The following is a 22,722-nucleotide window of genomic DNA, read 5'->3' on the forward strand; positions in this document are numbered from 1 at the left end:
ACAATCGACTCGCAACACCACAAAGCAACGCTTTTTGAAAATTTTAAATGAAATATTTACAATACCTCCGGAAAATGCTCTTCTAAATCGCTATCAGGTCCACATTTTTCTCTCAAGCCCTGTTTGATGTCTTCAGACATATTTTTCAACTGGTTCATATGATTCATATCTGCATCATGAAAAGTATCAAACACTAAAGCAGCAATATCAGCCCCAAATTTAGACAACAATACATCTACTTTTAAATTCTCATCTGTCAAAAAAGCTTCCACCACATTTGCAGAAAGGTTGAGTATATAAGCCTTTTCCATCAATTTGCGATGGGTGTGTAAATGCTCTAAAATTTGTGCTGTCATCACACCCTCCCTCTTTGTTCCATTAAGACTCAACTCCTTATTAAAAGCCATAATATTTTGCTCAAGCACCGTGTCATAAAAGGCTGCATATTGATAAATCAATTGGCGTGAATGCACCACAGGAAAACCACAAAGAGACTGCATTGTTTGTTGTGGAGAAGTAATCATTGGTTGAAAAATTTTTTCGCTTTCTTTCATTAAGCGATAGGCAAAAACAAAAACTGTTGCATCGATGCTTTGCATTTCTTTTATTTCATTGCTTTTAATCACATCTGTAACCGATGATTGGATAACTGATGACTGTGCTCCTACTCCTCCTAAAAGCCAAGCAACAATAAAAACCACAAACCTCATCATTTTTTTCAAAACTACCTTCTCTCAAACAATATTTTTTTCAACAAACATATTCACTTTTTATTGCTTTATTTTTTAAAGAAAACTTTGTGGATCAATGTCAATTTGAACTTGAACTGAACCAGGTCTTTTGGGTGCATTTGCAATCATTTCACGAATAAATCCTTGCATATCAAACGAACGCTGCCCGTGCAGCAAAAGTCGAAAACGATATCGCCCACGCACAAGTGCCAGTTGTGCTTCTGCTGGCCCCATCAGTGATACACCCTGTACTGTTGGTGCAACCTGACGTAACACGCGTGCATAATTTTCTGCAGCCTTGCGTTCCTTTGAAGATACAATTAAAGATGCAAGCCGTCCATAAGGCGGTAAATGATAATGCTGACGTGTGGCAATCTCGCGCGTATAAAAATTCTCGCGTTGTTGCGAAAGCAATGCCTGTATGACCGGATGATCTGGTTGATAGGTTTGCAACAATCCTAAACTTTCCAACCCCATACGCCCAGCCCTTCCTGTAACTTGTGATAAAAGCTGAAAAGTGCGTTCACTTGCCCGTAAATCACCATTAGCAAGACCAAGATCAGCATCAATCACCCCAACCAGAGAAAGACCAGGGAAATGATGTCCCTTAGCCACCAACTGTGTCCCAATAATAATATCCACATCCTTGTTTGCAATTGCTGCTAATTCTCGTCGCAACTGTCCTATTCCACCTTTTAAATCCGTTGACAAAATCAGCAAACGCGCCTGTGGGAAAAGTTCGCGTACCTCCTCTGCAATCCTTTCCACCCCCGGGCCACAAGCAACAAGATGATCAAGCGTCCCACATTCAGGACACGCCTCTGGAATAGCCTCATAATAACCACAATGATGACATTTAAGTTGACCATACAAACGGTGTTCAACCAACCAACTTGAGCAATTGATACAATGAAAACGATGCCCACAAACCCGACACAATGTTAAAGGTGCATAACCTCGCCTGTTGAGAAAAAGAAGAGCCTGCTCTCCTTTGTCCATAGTTTGTCTTAGAGCATGTTCAAGAACAGAAGAAATAAAGCGCCCTTTTTCTACCCCCCCTTTGCGCATATCCACCACTTGTAAGTGTGGTAGTGCAGCTGCCTGGAAACGCGAGGACAAAGCAATCCGCTGATAACGCCCCCACAAAACATTGACCTGGCTTTCAATTGAAGGTGTGGCCGAAGATAAAATAATAGGGCACTTTTCAAAAGAACCCCGTGCCACAGCCATATCACGCGCATGATAAAAAATACGTTCTTCTTGTTTGTAAGATCCATCATGTTCTTCATCAACAACAATCAAACCAAGATCTTGAAATGGCAAGAAAAGTGCTGAACGTGCACCCGCAACAACCCGCACTTGCCCTTCTGCAACTTGCCGCCACACACGTTCACGACGACGCGGTGTCAAATCTGAATGCCACTCAACCGCTGATGTTCCAAAACGCGCATGAAAACGATCTAAAAACTGCTGTGTCAAAGCAATTTCTGGCAATAAAATCAAAACCTGCTTGCCACACGTTAATGCTTGAGCCACAGCTTCAAAATAAACTTCCGTCTTACCTGACCCAGTAACCCCATCAAGCAAAAAAACTTGAAATTGAGAAGACAAAACACCCTCTCGCAGAAGAGCTGCTGCCGATTTTTGTTCCTCCTCCAAAACAGGCACACAAAAATCAGGATCCGGCATCGCCACAAGTGGAAGAGCTGGCATCATCACTTCTTCAAAAACCCCAAGCCCTTTTAACCCCTCAACAACAGAGACAGAAGTCCCCGCTGCTTGAGCAAGACCAGAGTGTGTCCACACCAATCCCTCACGCGCCACCTCTAAAACCCGTGAACGTGCTGGTGTTAAACGGCCAACATTGCCCCCACAATAACGCAAACCTAAAGTTTGTGCTTCCGGCTCTAATGCTGTTGGCACACGTAAAACTAATCGTGCAACAAAACCAAAAGGCGTCATTGTATAGTGACTAACAAAACGCAAAAATGCGATCATTTCAGCCTTTAATGGTGGACAATCAAAAACATGCGTAATCAAACGCAATTTTTCACGTTCTATAGAAACAAATCCCTGTCCATCTTTATCTTCTGTCTGCTCATCAACGGCCACCACAAAACCACAAACCTCACGCCCCATCACAGGAACACGAACAAAAGACCCAATCTCTACTCCCATAGAAGGAGGAACCTCATAGCTATAAGCATGGGGAACAGGAAGTGGCACCAAAACCGAAACAATCTTTATTTCTGTCACGTTTGATTTCCCCTTCTATACGGCATTTTCTTGGCATTGCATTGAGTTTAACAACTCTTGTCTTACTTTAACTTATTCTTCTTTGTCGCTTCCCCATACCAACAATAATCAACCAAATATCCCCATTCTATCCTCACTCAAGCCAACAGCCTTGCTACTCAAAACAATCTTTTTTAAAACCATCAACCTCACCGCATCACTCAATTCCTCAAATCACACCTCGTTCTGCACCCACCTCTTAAAACTCTCTAATCTCTCAAAATCATCGCAACCTTGCCCACACACACGAAACTTTACAGGTCATTAAATACTTTATCTTCTACTTTTTCTGTGGCACAAATTCCATAGCTCACTACATAAAAATCAACCAACCTGCCTATCCTATTTGATTGCACTTAAACAAGTGCCCATAAAACAGAGACAAAGTGAAATCATCACAAGCTTTCAATGAAGAATTTTTTAAAAATCATGAAAGAGATTGAAAATGAAATTTTTTGTGGATAGCACCAACACTGAAAAAATCTAAGAACTACACTCTTTATTTACATAATTTACATTAAAGTGCACCACCACTAATTCCTTTTTATTTTAAAATTCAACGACATTTTTTAAGATGGTATCAAAATAACACCAAAACAATTTGTGCTCTCATTAAAAGGCCTGCCTTCCTTCAAATTACCGCAACAAAACTTGAAACTATCATGAAAGAAGCTGCCATTTTAACAAAAATTGTAGACACTAGTCTTCCAAACTTCCTTTAATATCTGTACCAAACCTTCCTTAAGGTTTGATAGATCAAAAACCTATAAAGCATTTACAATACAAGGATTTCAAAAAAATCTCACTTTATGTTTTTGCGCCACACAAAACGTTTTTACACTATGCAAACTTTGGCTTTCTACAAAATCAGAAAGCAACCTTTACTTCTCCCCTTTACTTCTACCTTCCCCTTTGTCAGAAAGCTTAATGATTGTACAATCAATGCTATAGAGCTGCTTTTATGAAATTTGCACCACTCATAAATAATACAAACTTAAATCACCCCCATCTGCATATTCATCATGCAAAAAACAATATTAAGCAGTACAAATATAACCACCCATTTTTCAGAAATAATCTTGTGCTCAAACACCTGTAACTGATAAAGAGATTACAAATATTTTCAGTCAATTAGTATTTTTCAGCCCCCTTGAACAAACACCAACCAGACTTTAAGCTCAAATCAAACTTTAAATTATTATATGAATAAGCTATTGCATGAAAAGAGCTTAAAGTTTTGCAAGATCCTTTGAAAGCAACATAAAAATCTGCTCAGCCAACTCTTCAGCTACACGCTTTTGCGCATTTTCTTCAGCTTGCACTGTCGCATATTCTTGACGAAATCGGTCAAAAGATGCACTTATGGCTCCTTTTCCTTGAGCAACAACAACATTGTTCATATCTCTTAACATATAAGAAGCCCTGCTTATCACTGTCCCAACAGAAGAACGCCCCATTCCATCTGGATCTTCATAAATCTCGACTTGCACAGATGTGTGTGTAGCAACCGATGTATGCAACGATAATTGATAAACCGGAACTGAAGGTTTGCTTCCATTGCCATACATAAGAAACAGTAAACGATTGCGGACCATCTGACCAAAACGATCTGAAGGTTCCTCAACAACAACTGTGGCAAATTTTGCAGCAAGATCTGGAGAAACCACACCTGCATGCTTCCCATGCAAGGCAGTACCACCCGGTTGTGACCCCACCTGCGGCCCCATTTGTGATCCCACCTGTATCCCCCTTTGAACCTTTTGACGATAAAGAGGCTCAACGCTACACCCATAAAGAAGCATGAACAAACAACAAGCAAAACCAGCACAAAACACCCATTTAAATAACGACATTGATAATCCTTTGTGGAACAATAATAATTTTCTTCACTGACTTTTCTACCAACTGCGCTTTAACACATTCAAGAGCCAAAACTGCCTCTTCAATTTCCTCTTTATTGGCTGTCACACAAAGGGTGATATCGCCACGTTTTTTACCATTAATCTGCACCGGCAAAGTAATAAACTCTTCAACTATCAATGCAGGGTCAAAAACAGGCCAGGAAAGCTCACAAATCAGTGTTTTCCCCCCAAAGGCAGCATGACATTCCTCTGCCAAATGCGGCATGATAGGTGCAATCATTGCAAAGAAAAAATCCATTGCTTGGCGCAAAGCTGACTTCATCTCATCATCAATATTTTCCACCTTATTTAAAAATGGCGTCATTGTATTTAATAATTCATAAAGGCGCGCAACTGCCCGATTAAAGGCAAGCTTTTCTAAATCATCTTCCACAGCACAAAGCGTACGATGTGCTGCTTTTGAAAGCATCAAAGCCTCACCTTTGTGGCCTGTGCGCGGCTCAACTTCCTTTAAAACTGAGGCACTCAAAGCCACACAGCGCCAAATGCGTTGTACAAAGCGATGCGCTCCTTCAATTCCCGCTTCTGTCCAAATAACATCACGCTCAGGAGGAGAATCAGACAACATAAACCAGCGCACCGTATCTGCCCCATAAGAAGCAATAATATCATCAGGATCAATGATATTCTTTTTTGATTTCGACATTTTTTCAATTGAACCAATCGTCACATGACTCTGATCAGTCAATTTATAAGCCTGGCGCTTCCCATCTTTTTCAACAATTGAAACCTCTTCTGGTGCGACCCACCCTTGTTCATCTCGGTAGGTTTCATGGACAACCATGCCTTGCGTAAACAACCCTTCAAAGGGCTCATCCACACTAACATGGCCAGAAAGCTTCATCGCACGCATAAAAAAACGTGCATATAAAAGATGTAAAATCGCATGTTCAATACCACCAATATATTGCTGAACAGGCAACCACTGTGCCGTTGCTTGGCTGTCTGTTGGTTCTTGTGCTTGAGGTGTGATAAAACGCGCATAATACCAAGAAGAATCCACAAATGTATCCATTGTATCGGTTTCGCGTTTTGCCAACTGGCCACAAGAAGGGCAAGTCACCTCTTGCCATTTTTCATGGCGTGTAAGAGGATTGCCAGGCTTATCAAAAGTCACATCATCAGGCAAGACAACTGGCAAATCAGCGCGTGCTACAGGAACCACCCCGCAAGTAGTGCAATGAACCATAGGAATCGGGCAACCCCAATACCGTTGACGCGAAATTCCCCAATCACGCAATCGAAATTGCACAGCTCTCTGCCCCTGAGGCTGACCATTTAAGACCTGTTCTTCAAGGCGTTTAGCAACCGCTTCAAAAGCCTCCTTCACCGTAAAACCATTCAAAAAGTCTGAATTAATCATGACTCCTTCACCACTGTAAGCTGTGTCAGAAATCGTAAAATCCTTGGCATCAGTATCTTTTGGCAAAACCACCGCTCGTACAGGAAGATTATATTTACGTGCAAAATCTAAATCCCTTTGATCATGAGCAGGACACCCAAAAATAGCACCTGTTCCATAATCCATGAATACAAAATTAGCGACATAGATAGGAATACGCACCGTTGCATCAAATGGATGAACAGCCAAAAGCTTTGTGCAAAATCCTTGTTTTTCAGCTGTTTCAAGTGCCGCAGTTGTCGTGCTACCGCACCGACAATTTTCAATAAAATCAGCAAGTTCTTTATCTTGTTGTGCGAGTGTCTGTGCAATCGGATGATCTATAGAAAGTGCTAAAAAAGATGCTCCAAATAAAGTATCTGGACGTGTTGAATAACAGACAACCTCATCAAATGCTTGGCATATATCATCAGCCATATTTGGCTTATCTAAAGCCCAACTAATCAAAAGCCCTTGTGACTTACCAATCCAGTTTTTTTGCATAATGCGGACTTTTTCTGGCCATTTATCAAGCCTTTCAAGCCCTGCTAACAAATCTTCACTAAAATCACTGATTTTAAAAAACCACTGCGTCAATTCTCGCTGTTCAACCAAAGCACCAGAACGCCAACCTCTTCCATCCACAACCTGCTCATTGGCTAAAACTGTGTGGTCAACGGGGTCCCAATTTACCTTGGCCACTTTACGTGCAATCAGTCCCTTTTCATAAAGGTCAAGGAAGATCATTTGTTGACGATGATAATATTCCACATCGCACGTTGCAAACTCACGCGACCAATCCAAAGAAAGCCCCAATTGCTTCAATTGCCCACGCATAACTGCAATATTTTGATAGGTCCAAACTTTTGGATGCACCTTATTTTGCATAGCAGCATTTTCAGCTGGCATACCAAAAGCATCCCACCCCATGGGGTGCAGCACATTAAACCCTTTCGCACGTTTATAACGTGCAACAACATCTCCCATGGTATAATTGCGCACATGCCCCATATGAATGCGCCCTGAAGGATAGGGGAACATCTCTAAAACGTAATATTTCTCACGCCCATCATCATGAGAGGTTTGAAAAATTTTTTTCTCATCCCAAACTGCTTGCCATTGTTGTTCGCGTACACGTGGATTATAGCGCTCAATTGTCATTCCCATTATACTCTTTATACTCTTTACAAAATTAAACCAAAAAGCTTTGTAAATGCTTCACCATGGATTAAAGCTATCGTCAACCTCTTCAATAGAAATTTTAAAAGCTTTTATAAACAATGACTCAAGACTTTAAACAAAAAACAGGAACAACAAAACATGAGCACACTCAATGCTTCCCCCATTAATACTATTGATGCGTGGAAAAATCTTCAACAAGACATTGCCACAACATGTAAAGACTATCACCGCTCATTAGAAAGTGTTGAGTTCATTGCTGTTTCAAAAACTGTTACTGCAGAACAAATTGTTCCACTGTTACAAGCAGGTCAATTACTCTTTGGTGAAAATCGTGTACAAGAAGCCACGCAAAAATGGCCTCACCTACGACAGCAATTTGAAGCTATAAAACTCCATCTTATCGGCCCTTTACAATCCAATAAAGTAGCAGAAGCTGTCAAAATTTTTGATGTTATTCAAACTGTCGACCGTGAAAAAATAGCTCAAAAATTATCTGAAGAAATGCACAGACAAAAAAAGTATCTTCCCTGTTATGTTCAAGTCAATATCGGATTAGAACCACAAAAAAGTGGCATTCCACCACAAGAGGTGGCCGATTTTGTAACCCTATGCAAAGATCAATATGGGCTTGATATTATAGGCCTGATGACAATTCCACCCGTTGAAGAAAATTCTGGCCCTTATTTTGCTTTTCTAGCTAAACTTGCAAAAAAAGCCGGTGTTTCAAAACTGTCTATGGGTATGTCAAATGACTTTAAAACCGCTCTTCAATTTGGTGCAAATGTCCTTCGTATTGGCACAGCTTTGTTTGGGCAACGTCCACTCTAAACACCCTCTAAACACCCTTTTGCTTAAAAATTACATACCCCTTTTTCCAAAAAGCGGCTCATATATCCACTCTCAAATCACCAATCAATTAAAAAGAATGATAAAGAGAGCATTTAAAGAACAAAGAACATTGAGTGTACAAACTGAAAAAACTTGAAACTATTATAAAAAAAGTCAATGATAATGGCTTAAATTCAAAACAAAAGTGGTAATTTAGAGTGATTCGTTTTGAAAATGTCGGTTTGCGCTATGGGATGGGGCCTGAAATTCTCCATGATATAAGCTTTCACATTCCGCATGGATCATTTCAATTTTTAACTGGAGCATCGGGCGCGGGTAAAACATCCTTGATGCGTCTTATGTTTCTAGCCCTCAAACCAACGCGCGGTCATATTGATCTGTTTGGAAGTGATACAGCCTTACTTAAACGACAAGAGCTTCCTGCTTTACGGCAACGCATTGGTGTCGTCTTTCAAGATTTTCGCTTACTTGACCATATGACAACTTATGAAAATGTCGCATTACCTCTACGCATTAAAGGACAAGAAGAAGCAACATATCGTAGTGAAGTAGAAGATCTTTTACAATGGGTTGGTCTTGGAAACCATATTCATGCTTTACCACCTGTTCTTTCAGGTGGAGAAAAGCAAAGAGTAGCAATTGCACGCGCGCTCATTGATCAACCTGAAATCCTTCTTGCTGATGAACCCACAGGAAATGTTGATTCACCTTTAGCAAAACGCCTTTTGCGCTTATTTATTGAATTAAATCGCTTTGGAACAGCTGTCGTCATTGCCACCCATGATGTCACATTGATGGATCAAGTCGCAGCACGACGTATGATTCTTCATAATGGACGGATGACAATTTATGATTAAGTCTTTCCCCATTTTTCGCATTCAAAAATTAATTTTTACACGCAATAAAACAACTAAAACTGCTATTATTCCCAGTGACAATATTTCTGGAAAAGCTTTGGTTGTTGTGATTGCTATTATGACATTTCTTGCAAGTTTAACATTAAGCAGTGTTGATCTAGTACACCAAGCTGCTCATAATTGGAGTACTCAAATTAACAATGAAGCAACAATTCACATACATCCCGTTGAGAATGTCGATATTGAGCAAGCTCTGCGCAATGCAGTTCAATTAGTCACTACATTTCATGGTGTGAAAGAAGCCAAAATTGTTGATCAAACAGCCACTGAAAAATTGCTTGAACCATGGCTTGGATCAGGCTTAACTTTGAGCAAATTGCCCATTCCCCGGCTCATTATTGTCACTTTAAACAAGAATGAAAAAACCGATTTTCACGCCATTAATCAAGCCATTAAAACACATATCCCAGGTGGTCAGTTTGATGATCATCGCTTCTGGGTCAATCGTTTTGCGACAATGGCACAAACAACTGTTCTTATTGGCTTTTCAATTTTAGCACTGGTTTTAAGCTCTCTTATGCTCACAATTATCTTTGCAACACGCAACGCACTTGCAGAAAATTCTCATATTATCAATGTCTTATATTTTCTGGGTACTGAAACCCATTTCATTACCAAACAATTTGATTGGCATTTTTTCAAAACAGCATTGCGTGGTGCATTGTATGGTGGTGTGACAAGTGCACTTCTCTTTAGTGCTTTTTTCTTCTGGATAAACAATAACCTCGGCACAGCACAAAGCAGTCAAATCACCGCCTTGTTTGGACATTTCTCAGTAAATTTCGCCACTTATGAAAAAATTCTTATCCTTATTCTTTTTGTGTCCCTTCTCACTACACTAACGAGTCGGATTACTATTTTAGCACAACTTAAAAAAATTGATCAGCGCGAAAATGGTTTATTTTAGTGTCATGCTCCACAATTCACCTTATCCTCAACTATCATCAGGCAATAATCCACAAAAGTGTTGCATTGCAAAATCCATCACAAATGTTCTACGGTTCTATAAACGCTTTTCACGTTATGTGCCATTAACAGTCCTTGTTCTTTTTATCACAATTTTGCTCATTGGTGTTACATTTGTTACTTTCTCGGAAAAAATAGAGCACTTAACCCCCCCAAACCCTTTGCCACAAGCAGATGCAATCATCGTTCTTACAGGTGGAGAAAATCGAATAAAAACAGGGGTTGAACTCTTGCAAAAAGGGCTTGGTTCTCAACTATTGATCAGCGGAGTCAACACAACAATTGACCTTAATAAACTGATTGACGCTACATATATCAATTCGCACCTTTTGTCTTCTCGTATTGATTTTGGATATGAAGCAACCAATACCAAAGGCAATGCTCAAGAAAGCGCTGCCTGGATCAAAAAACACAATTATAAGACAGTTTATATTGTCACACATGATTATCATATGGTGCGCTCTTTGCTCGAACTTAAATATTTAATGCCCCATATACATTTCATCGCATATCCCATTAAAGAGAATACAACAGGCAGTTGGGTCAAACAAATCAATCAAATGCGCATTCTTGTTTCTGAATATATTAAAAACATTGGAGTATATATCAGAACCGCGTTTTGATCTTCACACACCACTTCACTTGTCATAAATTTTCTTAATTGAAAAACTTAAGCTCTTGCTTTTATCTTAGATCACACAAGATTCTTCTTCTTATACCCTATTATACTTTTGTGCTATCTATAAGCACGGTTCCATATCCTGATTCTTTTGACAAACATCAAAACATCCCCCCTTTCATTAACTCAGTTCAAAGACCCTTATAAGCTAATCAATATAGCCATACCCTTCATATACAGTCATATCTTTCTGCTATGAATCTTGCAAAATACAAGAAACCTTCTAATTTTAAGGTCAATTAAAAACACGCGAGAATAATGAACACTCAACCATAACGGTATTAACCTAAATCCCATTATCCCTTAATCATATGCAAAAAGCCAAACTATAAAACTCAACGCAACATCATCAGCTTTATGTTCATTAAAACATACCCATCAACGCTGTTGCAAACCTATTATGACAATCATAATTCTTCTTTAGATTGGCCTCTTAATCACGTGCCAGAGCAATCACAGGATCAAGCTGTGAAGCCTTGCGTGCTGGAAAAAAACCAAAACACACTCCAATAAAGGCTGAAAAAACAAAGGCTATAACGATTGAATTTATCGTATAAACCAATTGAATAGGTAGAGACAACAGTGAAAACAAGCTGCCAACAGAAAGCCCTAAAAGAATCCCAAAACTCCCACCAATTGCACACATCAAAACTGCTTCGATTAGAAATTGTTGTAAAATATCACTCTGACGTGCACCAACCGCCATGCGCACGCCAATCTCACTGATCCGTTCAGAAACAGTCACAAGCATAATATTCATCACCCCAATGCCCCCCACAATCAGTGAAATTGCTGCAATTGAAGTCACTAAAAGCGTTAAAATCTGTGTACTTTGCATAAGACGTTGACGAAATGATTCTGAATTTCTAATGAAAAAATCTTCCTGACCATGTCGCGTAATTAAAAAACGCCGTACTTCAGCTTCTGCTAACTTTGAATCGACATCATCAGCAATTTTTACAGTAATTGCACGAACAATTGTTGTTCCAAGAAAACGGGTTTGCACAGCAGTATAAGGCAAATAAACCTGGAGTGTATTTGATACACCTGCTTCATTGTTCGAAGCCACCACACCAACAATACGCGCAGGCACCTTACCCACACGCACCACTTTCCCAACAGGACTTTCATGACTATGAGGAAAAAGAGAAGCAATGGCTTCCTTTTCAATCACCAAATCAACTGCTCGATCACGCACACTTTGTCGATTAAACAATTGTCCTTCAACAACGCTAAACCCGTGTGTTTGAAAAAATTGTTCTCCCACACCAACAATCACAGCATTGGCTTCAATACCACCATAATAAACTGTCGAACTCACTGAAATCTGAGGTGTTACACCATCAACATAAGGTAGTCCCGATAACGCTTGTGCATCATCTTCAACCAAACTTGTTATCTTGTCTGCTAGTGGATCAGAAAAACTCTTACCCGGTAAAATTGTTAATATATTTGTGCCCAAACTCTTAAAATTTTCAAGAATTTTCTTTTGAGTCCCATTACCCAAAGACACCATCGCAATAACTGACGCAATGCCGATAATCACCCCAAGCATTGTTAAAAAAGTTCGCATCCGGTGTGCATTCATAGCAAACAAAGCCATAGTAAATGCCTCATAGAAACGATCCATAAAAGAACGAAAAACTCCAAGTTGTTGATGATCTTTTAGACCTTGTCCCCCATGAAGAGGCTCAATATCACTTCTTACCTTTTTAACTTGTGATACATTATCAGAAATAATTTCCCCATCACTAATCTCAACAATGCGCTGTGCTCTTTGAGCTACATCCATATCATGAGTCACAATAACAATGGTGCGCCCTTCTTGATGAAGCTCGTCTAAAATACGCAAAACTTCTTGGCCACTATGTTTATCTAGTGCACCTGTTGGTTCATCTGCAAGAATAACATCAGCATCATTCATTAAAGCACGAGCAATCGACACACGTTGTTGTTGACCCCCTGAAAGCTGATTAGGGAGATGATTCATGCGCTCACCCATCCCTAAACGTGTTAAAAGACTTTGTGCACGCTTTCTTCGTATCGCCGATGCACACCGTGCATAAATGGCTGGCATTTCAACATTCCCAAGAGCTGTTAATTCATGCAACAAATGATAACGCTGAAAAATAAATCCAAAATGATTGCGCCGTAAAGCTGACAAGTCATCAGCTGAAAGTGAAGCGATCTCTTTTCCTGAAACCCAATAACGTCCCCCACTTGGTCGATCAAGGCAACCTAAAATATTCATCAACGTGGATTTTCCTGAACCAGAAGCCCCTACAATAGCTACCATTTCACCACGTTTAATGATTAAATTAATATTTTTTAAAATAGGAACCAGCGTTTCGCCTGCACGAAATTCGCGCGTGATATTTTCCAAGACAAGGACAGCATCTGTCTGCTTTGTTTCCATGTTTTAGATCTCGTCTTCGTTTTGCCAATCGATATCTTCTAATCTCAGTCTATCATTTGAACCAGTAATCACTACATCACCTTCATTTAATCCTGAAACAACCTCAGCCATTACCTTATTATTGAGCCCAATAGTCACTTGTTTTGCAACTACCTTATTTTTACCAACCAAAAGCCAAACCCACGCTTTATGTTCTTTTGTCTCATCATGTAAGGCATCACTTGGCACCAACAATACATTGCGCGAACGACCTAAGATAATATGAACTTGAGCTGTCATATAAGTGCGTAAAAAATTGTCTTTATTGTCCACATGCACAAGCCCATTATAATAAATAGCTGATGATGCTAAAGCACTACTCCCTCCAGACATCTCAGGATGAATACTAATATCATTACGAATAGCTTCAGGTGCAGGCTCTACCGTCTCTAATATCCCATTATAACGGCGCTGTGAATCACCAAAAATCGTGAAATAAAGTGCTTGTCCAGCGTGAACCTTCAAAATATCAGCTTCTGAAATTTGTGCTTTCACTGTCATTTTTGACAAATCCCCTAAAATAACAATTGTTGGCACGGATTGAACTGCATTAACATTTTGTCCTTCTTCAACAACTGTTGCTAAAACTGTGCCTGACGAAGGCGCCGTTATCCGTGTATAGCTTAAATTAACCTCTGCACTCTTAACATCAATTTGTGCTTGCACAATTTGCTCTCGAAGCTGAGCAATCTGGGCTTCACGTATTTTTACTTGTATTGCCGCTTCATCAAAGTTAGCACGTGAAATCGCATGTGCTTTGATCATCTCTTTTTGACGTGCTAAATTTTTTTGTGCTAAAGTAAGGTGGGCTTCTTGTTCGACTAAACTGGCATAATAATGAGATAGAACAGCTTTTTTCCTTTTCAGATCATTTTTCTGATCTGTAGGATCAATCTCTGCCAATAAATCTCCTTCTTTCACAATACTTCCAGGCGAAACATGCACCGCAATAACGCGCCCTGTCGCGCGTGCACCAACAGCAACAAGCCGATAAGGACGTACAATACCAGAAGCTAAAACACTTTCTTCAATATCACCACGTTTCACCACCGCTGTGATGTAAGCTTGTGTGGAATTTCCAAAAAAAAGAGTACGAATACCCCCTAAAAATACGACAAGAAAAGCCACAATACATAAAATAAGCTTTTTGCGTTTCAGGCTGTATTTCATCATGATTGAATTTTTTCTCCCTCATTTACTCTCACGCGTAACCCGGTCACTCCATCCACTATTTCCGAACGTGAAACATCAACCACACCATCCCAACCACCACCTAATGCTTTCATCAGCGCAATATACTGTAAAGCAACAGTAACATAGCTATTTTTAAGTGCCATTTGCGCAGAATAATATGAACGACGCGCATCTAAAAACTCAAAGAAACTAATATTCCCACTCTCAAAAAGGAGCTGAGAAAGTTTTAATGAACGCAAAGCAGCTGCATTTGCAACTACCAGTTTTTCTAAACGCTGATGTTCCTTATAAAGTCTCACTAGTGCATTTTCTACATCTTCTAAAGCACTTAGCACTTCTGCCCGATAAGTAATAAACGCTTGATCACGCTGTGCACGTGCCATTTCAACCGATGCTACTCTCTGCCCCCCATCAAAAAAAGGAAAATTAAGACCAGGACCAAAAGACCAACCAATGGTTGATTTTTTTCCCAAATGACCAATCTGTGTTGCCGCTGTTGAAATACGACCCGTTAAGGTGATTGATGGGTAAAGATCTGCCTCACGTTGACCAATGCGTGCAGTAGCTTGGGCATATTGGCGCTCTGCACGCCGTAAATCTGGACGTGTTAACAAAATATCAGCTGGAATTCCTGCAGGTATCGGCCACTGCGGTTGTGGAATTGCTCCCTCTTTTTTAGCGCTCTTTTGTAAAAAAGCCTCCAAAGCCGTAGGAACACGACCAGTCAAAACAGAAAGACGATGAATGCTCATCGCTAAATTAGCTTCCATTTGAAATATATCAGCCTCTGTATTAGCCATTTGTGCTTGTGCATTTGAAAAATCAAGTTCTGAAGCCTCACCAGCAGCCAATTTGGTACGCATCAGTTCAAAAGTTTCACGCTGCGACACAACGATCCGGCGTGCAATCAATAGTTTTTGTTGCCAACCACGCATCTCAACATAATTTGTTGCCACATCTCCCAACAATGTTACCATGGTTGCTCGCATATCTTCTACAGCACTATCAAGACCATAACGGGCTGCCTCAACTGCTCGCTTATGACCCCCAAAAAGATCAAGCTCCCAGCTAGCATCAAAACCACCACGATATTGACTTAAAAGTACATCAGGTTGTTCAGAAAAACGATTGCCCGAAATTGAACTAGAAATACTTGGTGCAAGATACCCTGCTGTTTGCCCCACACTGGCACGAGCCTCACGAACACGTGCTTTTGCAATAGCAACGTTATTATTGCCAGATATCGCATCATCGATTAGTCCATCTAAAACAGGATCATTAAAACGCCGCCACCATCCCGCAAGTGCAACTGGATGATTAGATATTTGAGAAGATTGCTTGCCCCAAATTGCTGGAACACTAAAAGATGTCTTATGATAATCAGGGCCAACAGCACATCCTGACAATATCAAAAATGCAGAGAAGAAACTATAGTAAAAGCTCTTTGAAGCAATCCACTTTAAAGTACTCATCCGCATCCATCCTCTTGCGTGGTCTTCAAATAAACCTAGCTATGTTTCTTTTCCAAGTATTTATTTCAAACTTCACGTGAAAAATCAAATACTGTCTGTACTGGAACGTGATCGGAAGGTTGAGGTTCCCCTCGTGCAGCACGAAAAATCGAAAGATCATCCATAAAAGGCGCTAAATCTGGCGAAGACCAAATATGATCAAGCCGCCGCCCACGGTCAGCAAGAGCAAAATCACGTGCGCGGTAACTCCACCATGTATAAAGCTTAGTAGGAACTGGAAATTTAATGCGCATCAAATCAACCCACCCTCCTTCACAACATAATGCTTGTAAACGCTCTGTTTCAACTGGCGTATGACTGACAACGTTCAATAATTTTTTATGAGACCACACATCATCTTCTAAAGGAGCAATATTTAAATCACCCAGCAAAAGAGAAGATAAACCATCACCCTGATCAGCTCGGATAGAAGACATTTCTTCTAAAAAATCCAACTTATGACGAAATTTTTCATTCACATTAACATCAGGCTCATCACCCCCAGCAGGAACATAAAAATTATGAATCCGAATTGTCCTACCACAGGGCTGAACAACCACTGAAAGATAGCGACACTCTTCCTTTTGACAAAAAAAACGCTTTTTAACATCTAACAAAGGCAAACGCGAAACAATCGCCACACCATGGTAAGATTTTTGACCACTTAGTGCAATATGCTCATAACCCGCCGCTTCAAAAGGCTCACGTGGGAATAAATGATCTGGACATTTTGTTTCTTGTAAACACAAAATATCTGGAGCAAAAAGATCCAAATATTGAAGAACTTGCGCAAGGCGTAAACGAATAGAATTAATATTCCAAGTAGCAATACGAAAAAACATCAATTTCCATTCCGATTGCGCGATATTGCAATATTTTTATAAGGAATCGTAAACATTCCATCAGCAAATCGAATCCCTGTGCGCACGTTTATAATTTGAACCGTTGTTTCCAAATTCTGCTGATCAACAATTGTCCACTGGCGTAAATTATAGGTTTTAGAATCAAAAATCATTCTTATCTGCCCTTTGCCAATGCTCTTATCATGCAGAACAATCGTTATCACCCCTGGATCTTCACGAAGCGCTAATAAATTCTCTGATGATATATTAATTTTATCATCCAATAGAAATTTCATCGGTGTTTGAGAAAGTTGATAAAGGTTCCAAGTGTTAAGCGCACGATTGTTCACACCCACCGTTCTGCCATCTGCTATAATCTGCAAAGGCACTCCTTTATAACCAAAACGAATCTTACCAGGACGTTCTAAATAAAATGTCCCTTCACTCATTTTGCCCTTTGGGCTAAACTGAATAAAATCCCCTGTCATCGTTTTTATCTCGGAAAAATGATTAGCAATAGCTTGAGCTCGCGCTATCTGACGAGATGACTGTGCAAAAGAAGGCAAAGCCAACAGCACACAAATAATAAAACCAAAAACAATAAATGTTCTTCTTGATGATAAATAATCTGTCATCACAGACAACGCTCCTAATCGCCTAAATAGCCACATGCTCACTTGAAATATAAGCAGCAAACTTCAAAATATAAGCACCCAACAACGCCTTTAATCCGTGAATATTCATTAAAGGTATTACTTGAAAAATTCCATTTAAAGATTTTCACTTTAGCACGGCTCTTCTTCAGCAGGTACTAAAATTTCTCGTTTTCCCGCATGATTAGCAGAACTAATGATTCCTTCTTCTTCCATTCGCTCAATCAGTGAAGCAGCACGATTATATCCAATCCCTAAACGACGCTGAATATAAGAAGTTGAAACTCTACGATCACGCAAAACAACTGCAACAGCTTGACTATAAGGATCATTTTCCGCAGGAGAGACAAGCGAAACATCAACGCCATGATCTGCCGTTTCTTGTGTAACAGCCTCTAAATAATCAGGCTGCGCTTGAGCTTTCAGATGAGCAACAACCTGTTCAACTTCATTATCAGCAACAAAAGGACCATGAACACGCTGAATACGCCCCCCTCCCATCATAAAAAGCATATCCCCTTGCCCTAGCAACTGTTCAGCTCCTTGTTCACCGAGAATTGTCCGACTATCAATTTTTGAACTAACAGAAAAAGAAATACGTGTAGGAAAATTAGCTTTAATCGTACCCGTAATAACATCCACCGAAGGACGCTGCGTAGCCATAATCACATGAATACCAGCAGCGCGTGCCATTTGCGCTAAACGTTGAACTGCCCCTTCAATATCTTTCCCCGCAACAAGCATCAAATCTGCCATTTCATCAATAATAACAACAATATAGGGCATAGGATTTAAATTAAGAGTTTCTGTCTCATAAAGAGGCTCACCAGTTGTGCGATCAAATCCCACCTGAACTGTTCGTGTCAATGTCTCACCCTGACTTTGTGCCTCTTTTAAACGTGCATTAAACCCATCAATATTACGAACACCAACTTTCGACATTTTACTATAGCGTTCTTCCATTTCACGCACAGCCCACTTAAGAGCAATCATTGCTTTTTTAGAATCTGTTACCACCGGCGTTAATAAATGCGGAATACCGTCATAAATCGAAAGTTCAAGCATCTTAGGATCTATCATAATTAAACGACATTGCTCAGGTGTCATACGATAAAGAAGCGATAAAATCATTGTATTAATAGCAACAGATTTACCCGACCCAGTGGTACCTGCTACCAAAAGATGCGGCATTTTTGCTAAATCTGCAATTACCGTTTCACCACCTATTGTTTTACCTAAAGCAAGTGCTAAATTTGCTTTGTCATGGAAAAACTCCTGAGCTTGCAAAATTTCCCGCAAATAAACCGTCTCACGTGTTGCATTGGGCAACTCTATGCCAATTACATTGCGTCCTGGAACAACAGCAACACGTGCTGAAATTGCACGCATTGAACGGGCAATATCATCGGCTAAACCAATAATACGTGAAGATTTAATACCAGCTGCTGGCTCAAATTCATATAAAGTCACAACTGGTCCAGGGCGTGCATTAATCATTTTACCCTTAACACCAAAATCTAATAAGATTGTCTCAAGTTCACGAGAGTTTTCCTTTAAAGCAGTAGGAGACAATCTCTCATCTTTCTCAGCTGGTGGAAAAACAGAAAGATAATCCAAAAGTGGAAGCGTAAAGCCATTTTTTGAAACAACTTTTGATGGCTTTAAAATACGGCTCTTGGAAGAAGAAACAGATTCTTTATGGTGATAAGACTCCTGCTTTCCTTCCTCTTCAAAAAAAACTGGCTCAACACGACCAAACACATTTCCCCCCTCCTCAGAGAGCCAATTTTGTTGTTCAGAAGGATCATCTTGTTTCTTAGAATTCTTGCTCCATAAAAAAAAGCGCCCTAAATGAGCTTGTAAAAAATAAAGAAAATGCAAAACTGCTCCAAAAACCGTAGCAAAAGAACCAAATAGCACCTCATAGATAGAGTGATGAGTCTCTTCCACCTCATCAACGACTGAATCCGTTATTTTAATCTTTTTCTTTTTTTGTTTCTTTTTATCATCATTCTTGCCCCGCCACGCCACATTGCCAGCAACAGCAGCCATCACAAAACCTAAAGGAGCAAGAAAAACACCTATAAAAGCAATTTGCAAGGAAGAAAAAGAAGCAAAAAAGGAAGGAAAAAACAAATAAGCAGTATTTAAAACCTTATCACCCACAACGCCTCCAAAGCCAATCGGTAATGGCCAACGTGTAAAAGACGCAAAATGTGTCAACAAAGCAAAAACAGCTGAAAAATAAATCGCTGATACCACCCACAAAAAAAGACGAAATATAAAATTATGAATATCTTTTTGTACCAGCAATAAAAGTGACCAAAAAAATGGAGGCAATAAAATGCACAAACTCGCCAAACCAAAAAACTGTATAGCAAAATCTGAAAAAATTGCACCAGGCCAGCCCATAAGATTTGTAACCTTATGAGCATTTGCATAAGTCAATGATGGGTCTACAACGTTCCATGTTGCCAAGGCTAAAACGCAAAAAATAATAAGACCCAAAAGCCCAAGCCCAATAAAGGCACCAATCTGACGCAAAAATAAATTCACAAGACGTGGACTTTGATAATCACGTCTTTCTGATAAATGATCAGAAGGCAAACCTTGGCGCATCAATCAATTCCAAATATAAAATTTTCATAAAAAAACTGGTTTCACAGTTTATAGTTAAAAACATTACAGCTTATAGTTTTAAAATGTTAATGCCATTTTAACCATTCTTATTACAACAATTTCTTACTTAAGACTGTAAAAATAATTTTTTAAAAGGGTATTAATTTCATTTAAGAGCTAATAAACTACACAAAAGTAGAAAGAAATGTAGTGTCTTTTAATATGAATCAAAATATAAAACAATGTGATCTTCTCATCGCAGGGGGAGCAATTGTTGGCCTAACACTTGCAGTAGCACTCAAACAAGCCGCGCCTGAGTTGAAAATAAACATTGTCGACTCTCCCCCTCAAGAGAATACACCTAATAAAAAGAGACAAGCACTCGCTATTTCTGCTGCCTCTATTCGTATGTTGAAGCAATTACAATGCTGGGAACATATCAAGCCTCATACTCAACCTATTCATTCAATGCTCATCACCGATGCACGCATTAATGATCCTTTCAAACCAACCCTTTTAACCTTTGAAGGAGATGTTACTCCTGGCGAGCCCTTTGCCGCTATGATTGAAAATAAAGAGCTTACTGCTGCTTTAAAAAAACGTGTAAAAGAACTGAATATCTCTTTTATCAAAACTGCACGTGTTGTTGATTTTCACCAAGAAGACCACCATACAACTGTTACCTTGAGCAATAAAGAAATTTGGCAAACACAGTTGCTGATTGCAGCCGACGGAACACGTTCCAAATTACGCGAGAAAGCAAACCTTAAGAACTTTGTGCACCCTTATAAACAAACAGCAATCATATGTACTATCGAGCATGAAAAACCCCATCATGGTCAAGCAATTCAACATTTTTTGCCTGCCGGGCCTTTTGCTCTTTTGCCTCTTAAAGGCAATCGATCAGCCATTGTATGGAATGAAGACCATCAAACCGCTCAATATTACCTTAAAGCTGATCGTCCTATTTTTGAAACAGAACTCGAAAAACGTATCGGTTACCGATTCGGAAAACTAACTTGGGATGGCAAACGCCAAGGATTTCCCTTAGTTCTTTCGCTAGCATACTCTTGCATAAAACCTCGTTTTGCTCTTGTGGGAGATGCTGCCCATACAATTCACCCCATTGCAGGTCAAGGTCTTAACCTAGGGCTGCGTGATAGTGCAGCTTTAGCTGAAGTTATCATTAAAACAGCACGATTAGGTCTTGATATCGGATCAATCATCGCTCTTGAACGCTACCAAAGCTGGCGACGCTTCGAAACTGTGCGTATGGCTTTGAGTAATGACTGGATCAACAAGCTCTTTTCTAATGATATCCTATTTTTGAGAGTATTGCGTGACGTTGGTCTTGGACTTGTCAATCAGAGGCCAAAAATAAAAAAATATTTCATTCAAGAAGCTTCCGGCCTTACCCCAAATGCCCCACGTCTTTTACGCGGACTCCCGCTCTAAATTAAATACAAAGCACCTCTCACTCCCTCTTTTTAACCGTAAAAGCCTTTATTTACGCACCACACCTATACACATCTTTCACAAACACAAATGCATCTCAAGATGCTAACACATCTCAAAAACACAAGCATAATTTTAAGTCGCTAATACATTCCAAAGATGCACAACACAAAAGCAAACGTACAGTAAAAAATTGAATGACTACATCTTACAAAACATAAAAAAAGACAGGGGCATATATACGCCCCCGCTTCCTCCTATTTCTTTTGTTTCTAGCTAATAAATTTTTAAAGACGGCGTTCAACCATAAGTTTTTTAATCTCAGCAATCGCTTTAGCCGGATTTAAACCCTTTGGACAAGTTTGTGTACAATTCATAATTGTATGGCATCGATAAAGCCGGAAAGGATCCTCCAGATTATCAAGACGCTCACCGCTCATTTCATCGCGCGAATCAGCAATCCAACGATAAGCCTGAAGTAAAACAGCAGGCCCTAAATAACGGTCACCATTCCACCAATAACTTGGACATGATGTTTGACAACATGCACAAAGAATACATTCATAAAGACCATCAATTTTTTGACGATCAGAATAGCTTTGTAACCACTCTTTTGCAGGCTCAGGTGAAACAGTTTGCAACCAAGGTTCAATAGCACGATGCTGCGCATAAAAACGTTTCAAATCAGGAATCAAATCTTTAACAACCGGCATAGAAGGAAGAGGATACACCTGGATAGGATGTTTCACATCATCCATCCCTTTAGTACAAGCCAGCGTATTGACCCCATCAATATTCATCGCACATGAACCACAAATGCCCTCACGACACGACCGACGAAGCGCCAAAGTTGGATCAATATGATTCTTAATAAACAAAAGACCATCAAGAATCATCGGACCACATGCTGAGCGATCCACATAATAGGTATCAAGACGAGGATTATCCTCATCATCAGGCGACCAACGATAAATGTGAAATTCTATCAGCTGTGTCGCACCTTCAGGTTTAGGCCAAATCTTCCCGGCCTTCACACGAGAATTTTTAGGAAGCCTAATTTGAACCATGACT

16 protein-coding genes are annotated in these 22,722 nt (G+C 39.8%); 5 read left to right on the forward strand and 11 right to left on the reverse strand.

All coding sequences use genetic code 11. From position 1 onward, the window contains the following. Nucleotides 1-56: 56 nt before the first annotated feature. The 4 genes from BWD162_RS06655 to leuS form a co-directional block, all read right to left on the reverse strand. Nucleotides 57-713, reverse strand: a complete 657-nt coding sequence (locus BWD162_RS06655) for a hypothetical protein (RefSeq protein ID WP_078705937.1) — start codon at nucleotides 711-713, stop codon at nucleotides 57-59. A gap of 72 nt (nucleotides 714-785) precedes the next feature. Beyond that, complete coding sequence (locus BWD162_RS06660) at nucleotides 786-2,987, reverse strand: primosomal protein N' (protein ID WP_078705938.1); 2,202 nt, start codon at nucleotides 2,985-2,987, stop codon at nucleotides 786-788. Nucleotides 2,988-4,255: 1,268 nt separating this feature from the next. Further along, complete coding sequence (lptE, locus tag BWD162_RS06665) at nucleotides 4,256-4,879, reverse strand: LPS assembly lipoprotein LptE (protein WP_078705939.1); 624 nt, start codon at nucleotides 4,877-4,879, stop codon at nucleotides 4,256-4,258. Next, entirely contained in the window at nucleotides 4,866-7,490 is a 2,625-nt protein-coding gene (leuS, locus tag BWD162_RS06670; protein WP_078706169.1) for a leucine--tRNA ligase, read from the reverse strand. Before leuS ends, lptE begins: the two co-directional genes overlap by 14 nt. 159 nt (nucleotides 7,491-7,649) lie before the next feature. On the opposite strand from leuS, the gene BWD162_RS06675 reads away from it, so the two are divergent. The 4 genes from BWD162_RS06675 (at nucleotide 7,650) to BWD162_RS06690 (ending at nucleotide 10,866) form a co-directional block, all read left to right on the forward strand. After that, nucleotides 7,650-8,339 (forward strand): YggS family pyridoxal phosphate-dependent enzyme, encoded by a 690-nt coding sequence (locus BWD162_RS06675; RefSeq protein ID WP_078705940.1) that lies wholly within the window; start codon nucleotides 7,650-7,652, stop codon nucleotides 8,337-8,339. Nucleotides 8,340-8,557: 218 nt separating this feature from the next. Beyond that, a complete protein-coding gene (ftsE, locus tag BWD162_RS06680) occupies nucleotides 8,558-9,217 on the forward strand; it encodes a cell division ATP-binding protein FtsE (RefSeq protein ID WP_078705941.1) in 660 nt (219 codons plus the stop codon). Beyond that, the gene (locus BWD162_RS06685; RefSeq protein ID WP_078705942.1) at nucleotides 9,210-10,184 is read left to right on the forward strand and encodes a cell division protein FtsX; all 975 of its coding nucleotides are present in this window, start codon (nucleotides 9,210-9,212) and stop codon (nucleotides 10,182-10,184) included. Before ftsE ends, BWD162_RS06685 begins: the two co-directional genes overlap by 8 nt. Then, complete coding sequence (locus tag BWD162_RS06690) at nucleotides 10,171-10,866, forward strand: YdcF family protein (protein ID WP_153301018.1); 696 nt, start codon at nucleotides 10,171-10,173, stop codon at nucleotides 10,864-10,866. The genes BWD162_RS06685 and BWD162_RS06690 overlap by 14 nt, the downstream gene beginning before the upstream one ends. A gap of 489 nt (nucleotides 10,867-11,355) precedes the next feature. On the opposite strand, the gene BWD162_RS06695 is transcribed toward BWD162_RS06690, so the two are convergent. The 6 genes from BWD162_RS06695 to BWD162_RS06720 form a co-directional block, all read right to left on the reverse strand. Continuing rightward, nucleotides 11,356-13,338: a MacB family efflux pump subunit gene (locus tag BWD162_RS06695; RefSeq protein WP_078705943.1), complete on the reverse strand. Its 1,983-nt coding sequence runs from the start codon at nucleotides 13,336-13,338 to the stop codon at nucleotides 11,356-11,358. Nucleotides 13,339-13,341: 3 nt separating this feature from the next. After that, nucleotides 13,342-14,550: an efflux RND transporter periplasmic adaptor subunit gene (locus BWD162_RS06700; protein WP_078705944.1), complete on the reverse strand. Its 1,209-nt coding sequence runs from the start codon at nucleotides 14,548-14,550 to the stop codon at nucleotides 13,342-13,344. Then, nucleotides 14,547-16,049, reverse strand: a complete 1,503-nt coding sequence (locus BWD162_RS06705; protein ID WP_078705945.1) for an efflux transporter outer membrane subunit — start codon at nucleotides 16,047-16,049, stop codon at nucleotides 14,547-14,549. The genes BWD162_RS06700 and BWD162_RS06705 overlap by 4 nt, the downstream gene beginning before the upstream one ends. Nucleotides 16,050-16,108: 59 nt before the next feature. Further along, nucleotides 16,109-16,924, reverse strand: a complete 816-nt coding sequence (locus tag BWD162_RS06710; RefSeq protein WP_078705946.1) for an exodeoxyribonuclease III — start codon at nucleotides 16,922-16,924, stop codon at nucleotides 16,109-16,111. Continuing rightward, on the reverse strand, nucleotides 16,924-17,559 hold the full coding sequence (locus BWD162_RS06715) for a LolA family protein (RefSeq protein ID WP_078705947.1): 636 nt from the start codon (nucleotides 17,557-17,559) through the stop codon (nucleotides 16,924-16,926). The genes BWD162_RS06710 and BWD162_RS06715 overlap by 1 nt, the downstream gene beginning before the upstream one ends. Before the next feature lie 150 nt (nucleotides 17,560-17,709). Next, the gene (locus BWD162_RS06720) at nucleotides 17,710-20,196 is read right to left on the reverse strand and encodes an FtsK/SpoIIIE family DNA translocase (RefSeq protein WP_078705948.1); all 2,487 of its coding nucleotides are present in this window, start codon (nucleotides 20,194-20,196) and stop codon (nucleotides 17,710-17,712) included. Between the two features lie 222 nt (nucleotides 20,197-20,418). Here BWD162_RS06720 and BWD162_RS06725 point away from each other — a divergent pair, with 222 nt between their 5' ends. Beyond that, nucleotides 20,419-21,651 carry a ubiquinone biosynthesis hydroxylase gene (locus BWD162_RS06725; protein WP_078705949.1) on the forward strand — a complete coding sequence of 411 codons (1,233 nt, stop codon included), beginning with the start codon at nucleotides 20,419-20,421 and terminating at the stop codon, nucleotides 21,649-21,651. A gap of 287 nt (nucleotides 21,652-21,938) precedes the next feature. On the opposite strand, the gene BWD162_RS06730 is transcribed toward BWD162_RS06725, so the two are convergent. Further along, nucleotides 21,939-22,718 carry a succinate dehydrogenase iron-sulfur subunit gene (locus BWD162_RS06730; RefSeq protein ID WP_078705950.1) on the reverse strand — a complete coding sequence of 260 codons (780 nt, stop codon included), beginning with the start codon at nucleotides 22,716-22,718 and terminating at the stop codon, nucleotides 21,939-21,941. Nucleotides 22,719-22,722: the final 4 nt, after the last annotated feature.

Origin of the sequence: Bartonella sp. WD16.2, from assembly GCF_002022505.1 — a bacterium.
GTDB lineage: Bacteria > Pseudomonadota > Alphaproteobacteria > Rhizobiales > Rhizobiaceae > Bartonella.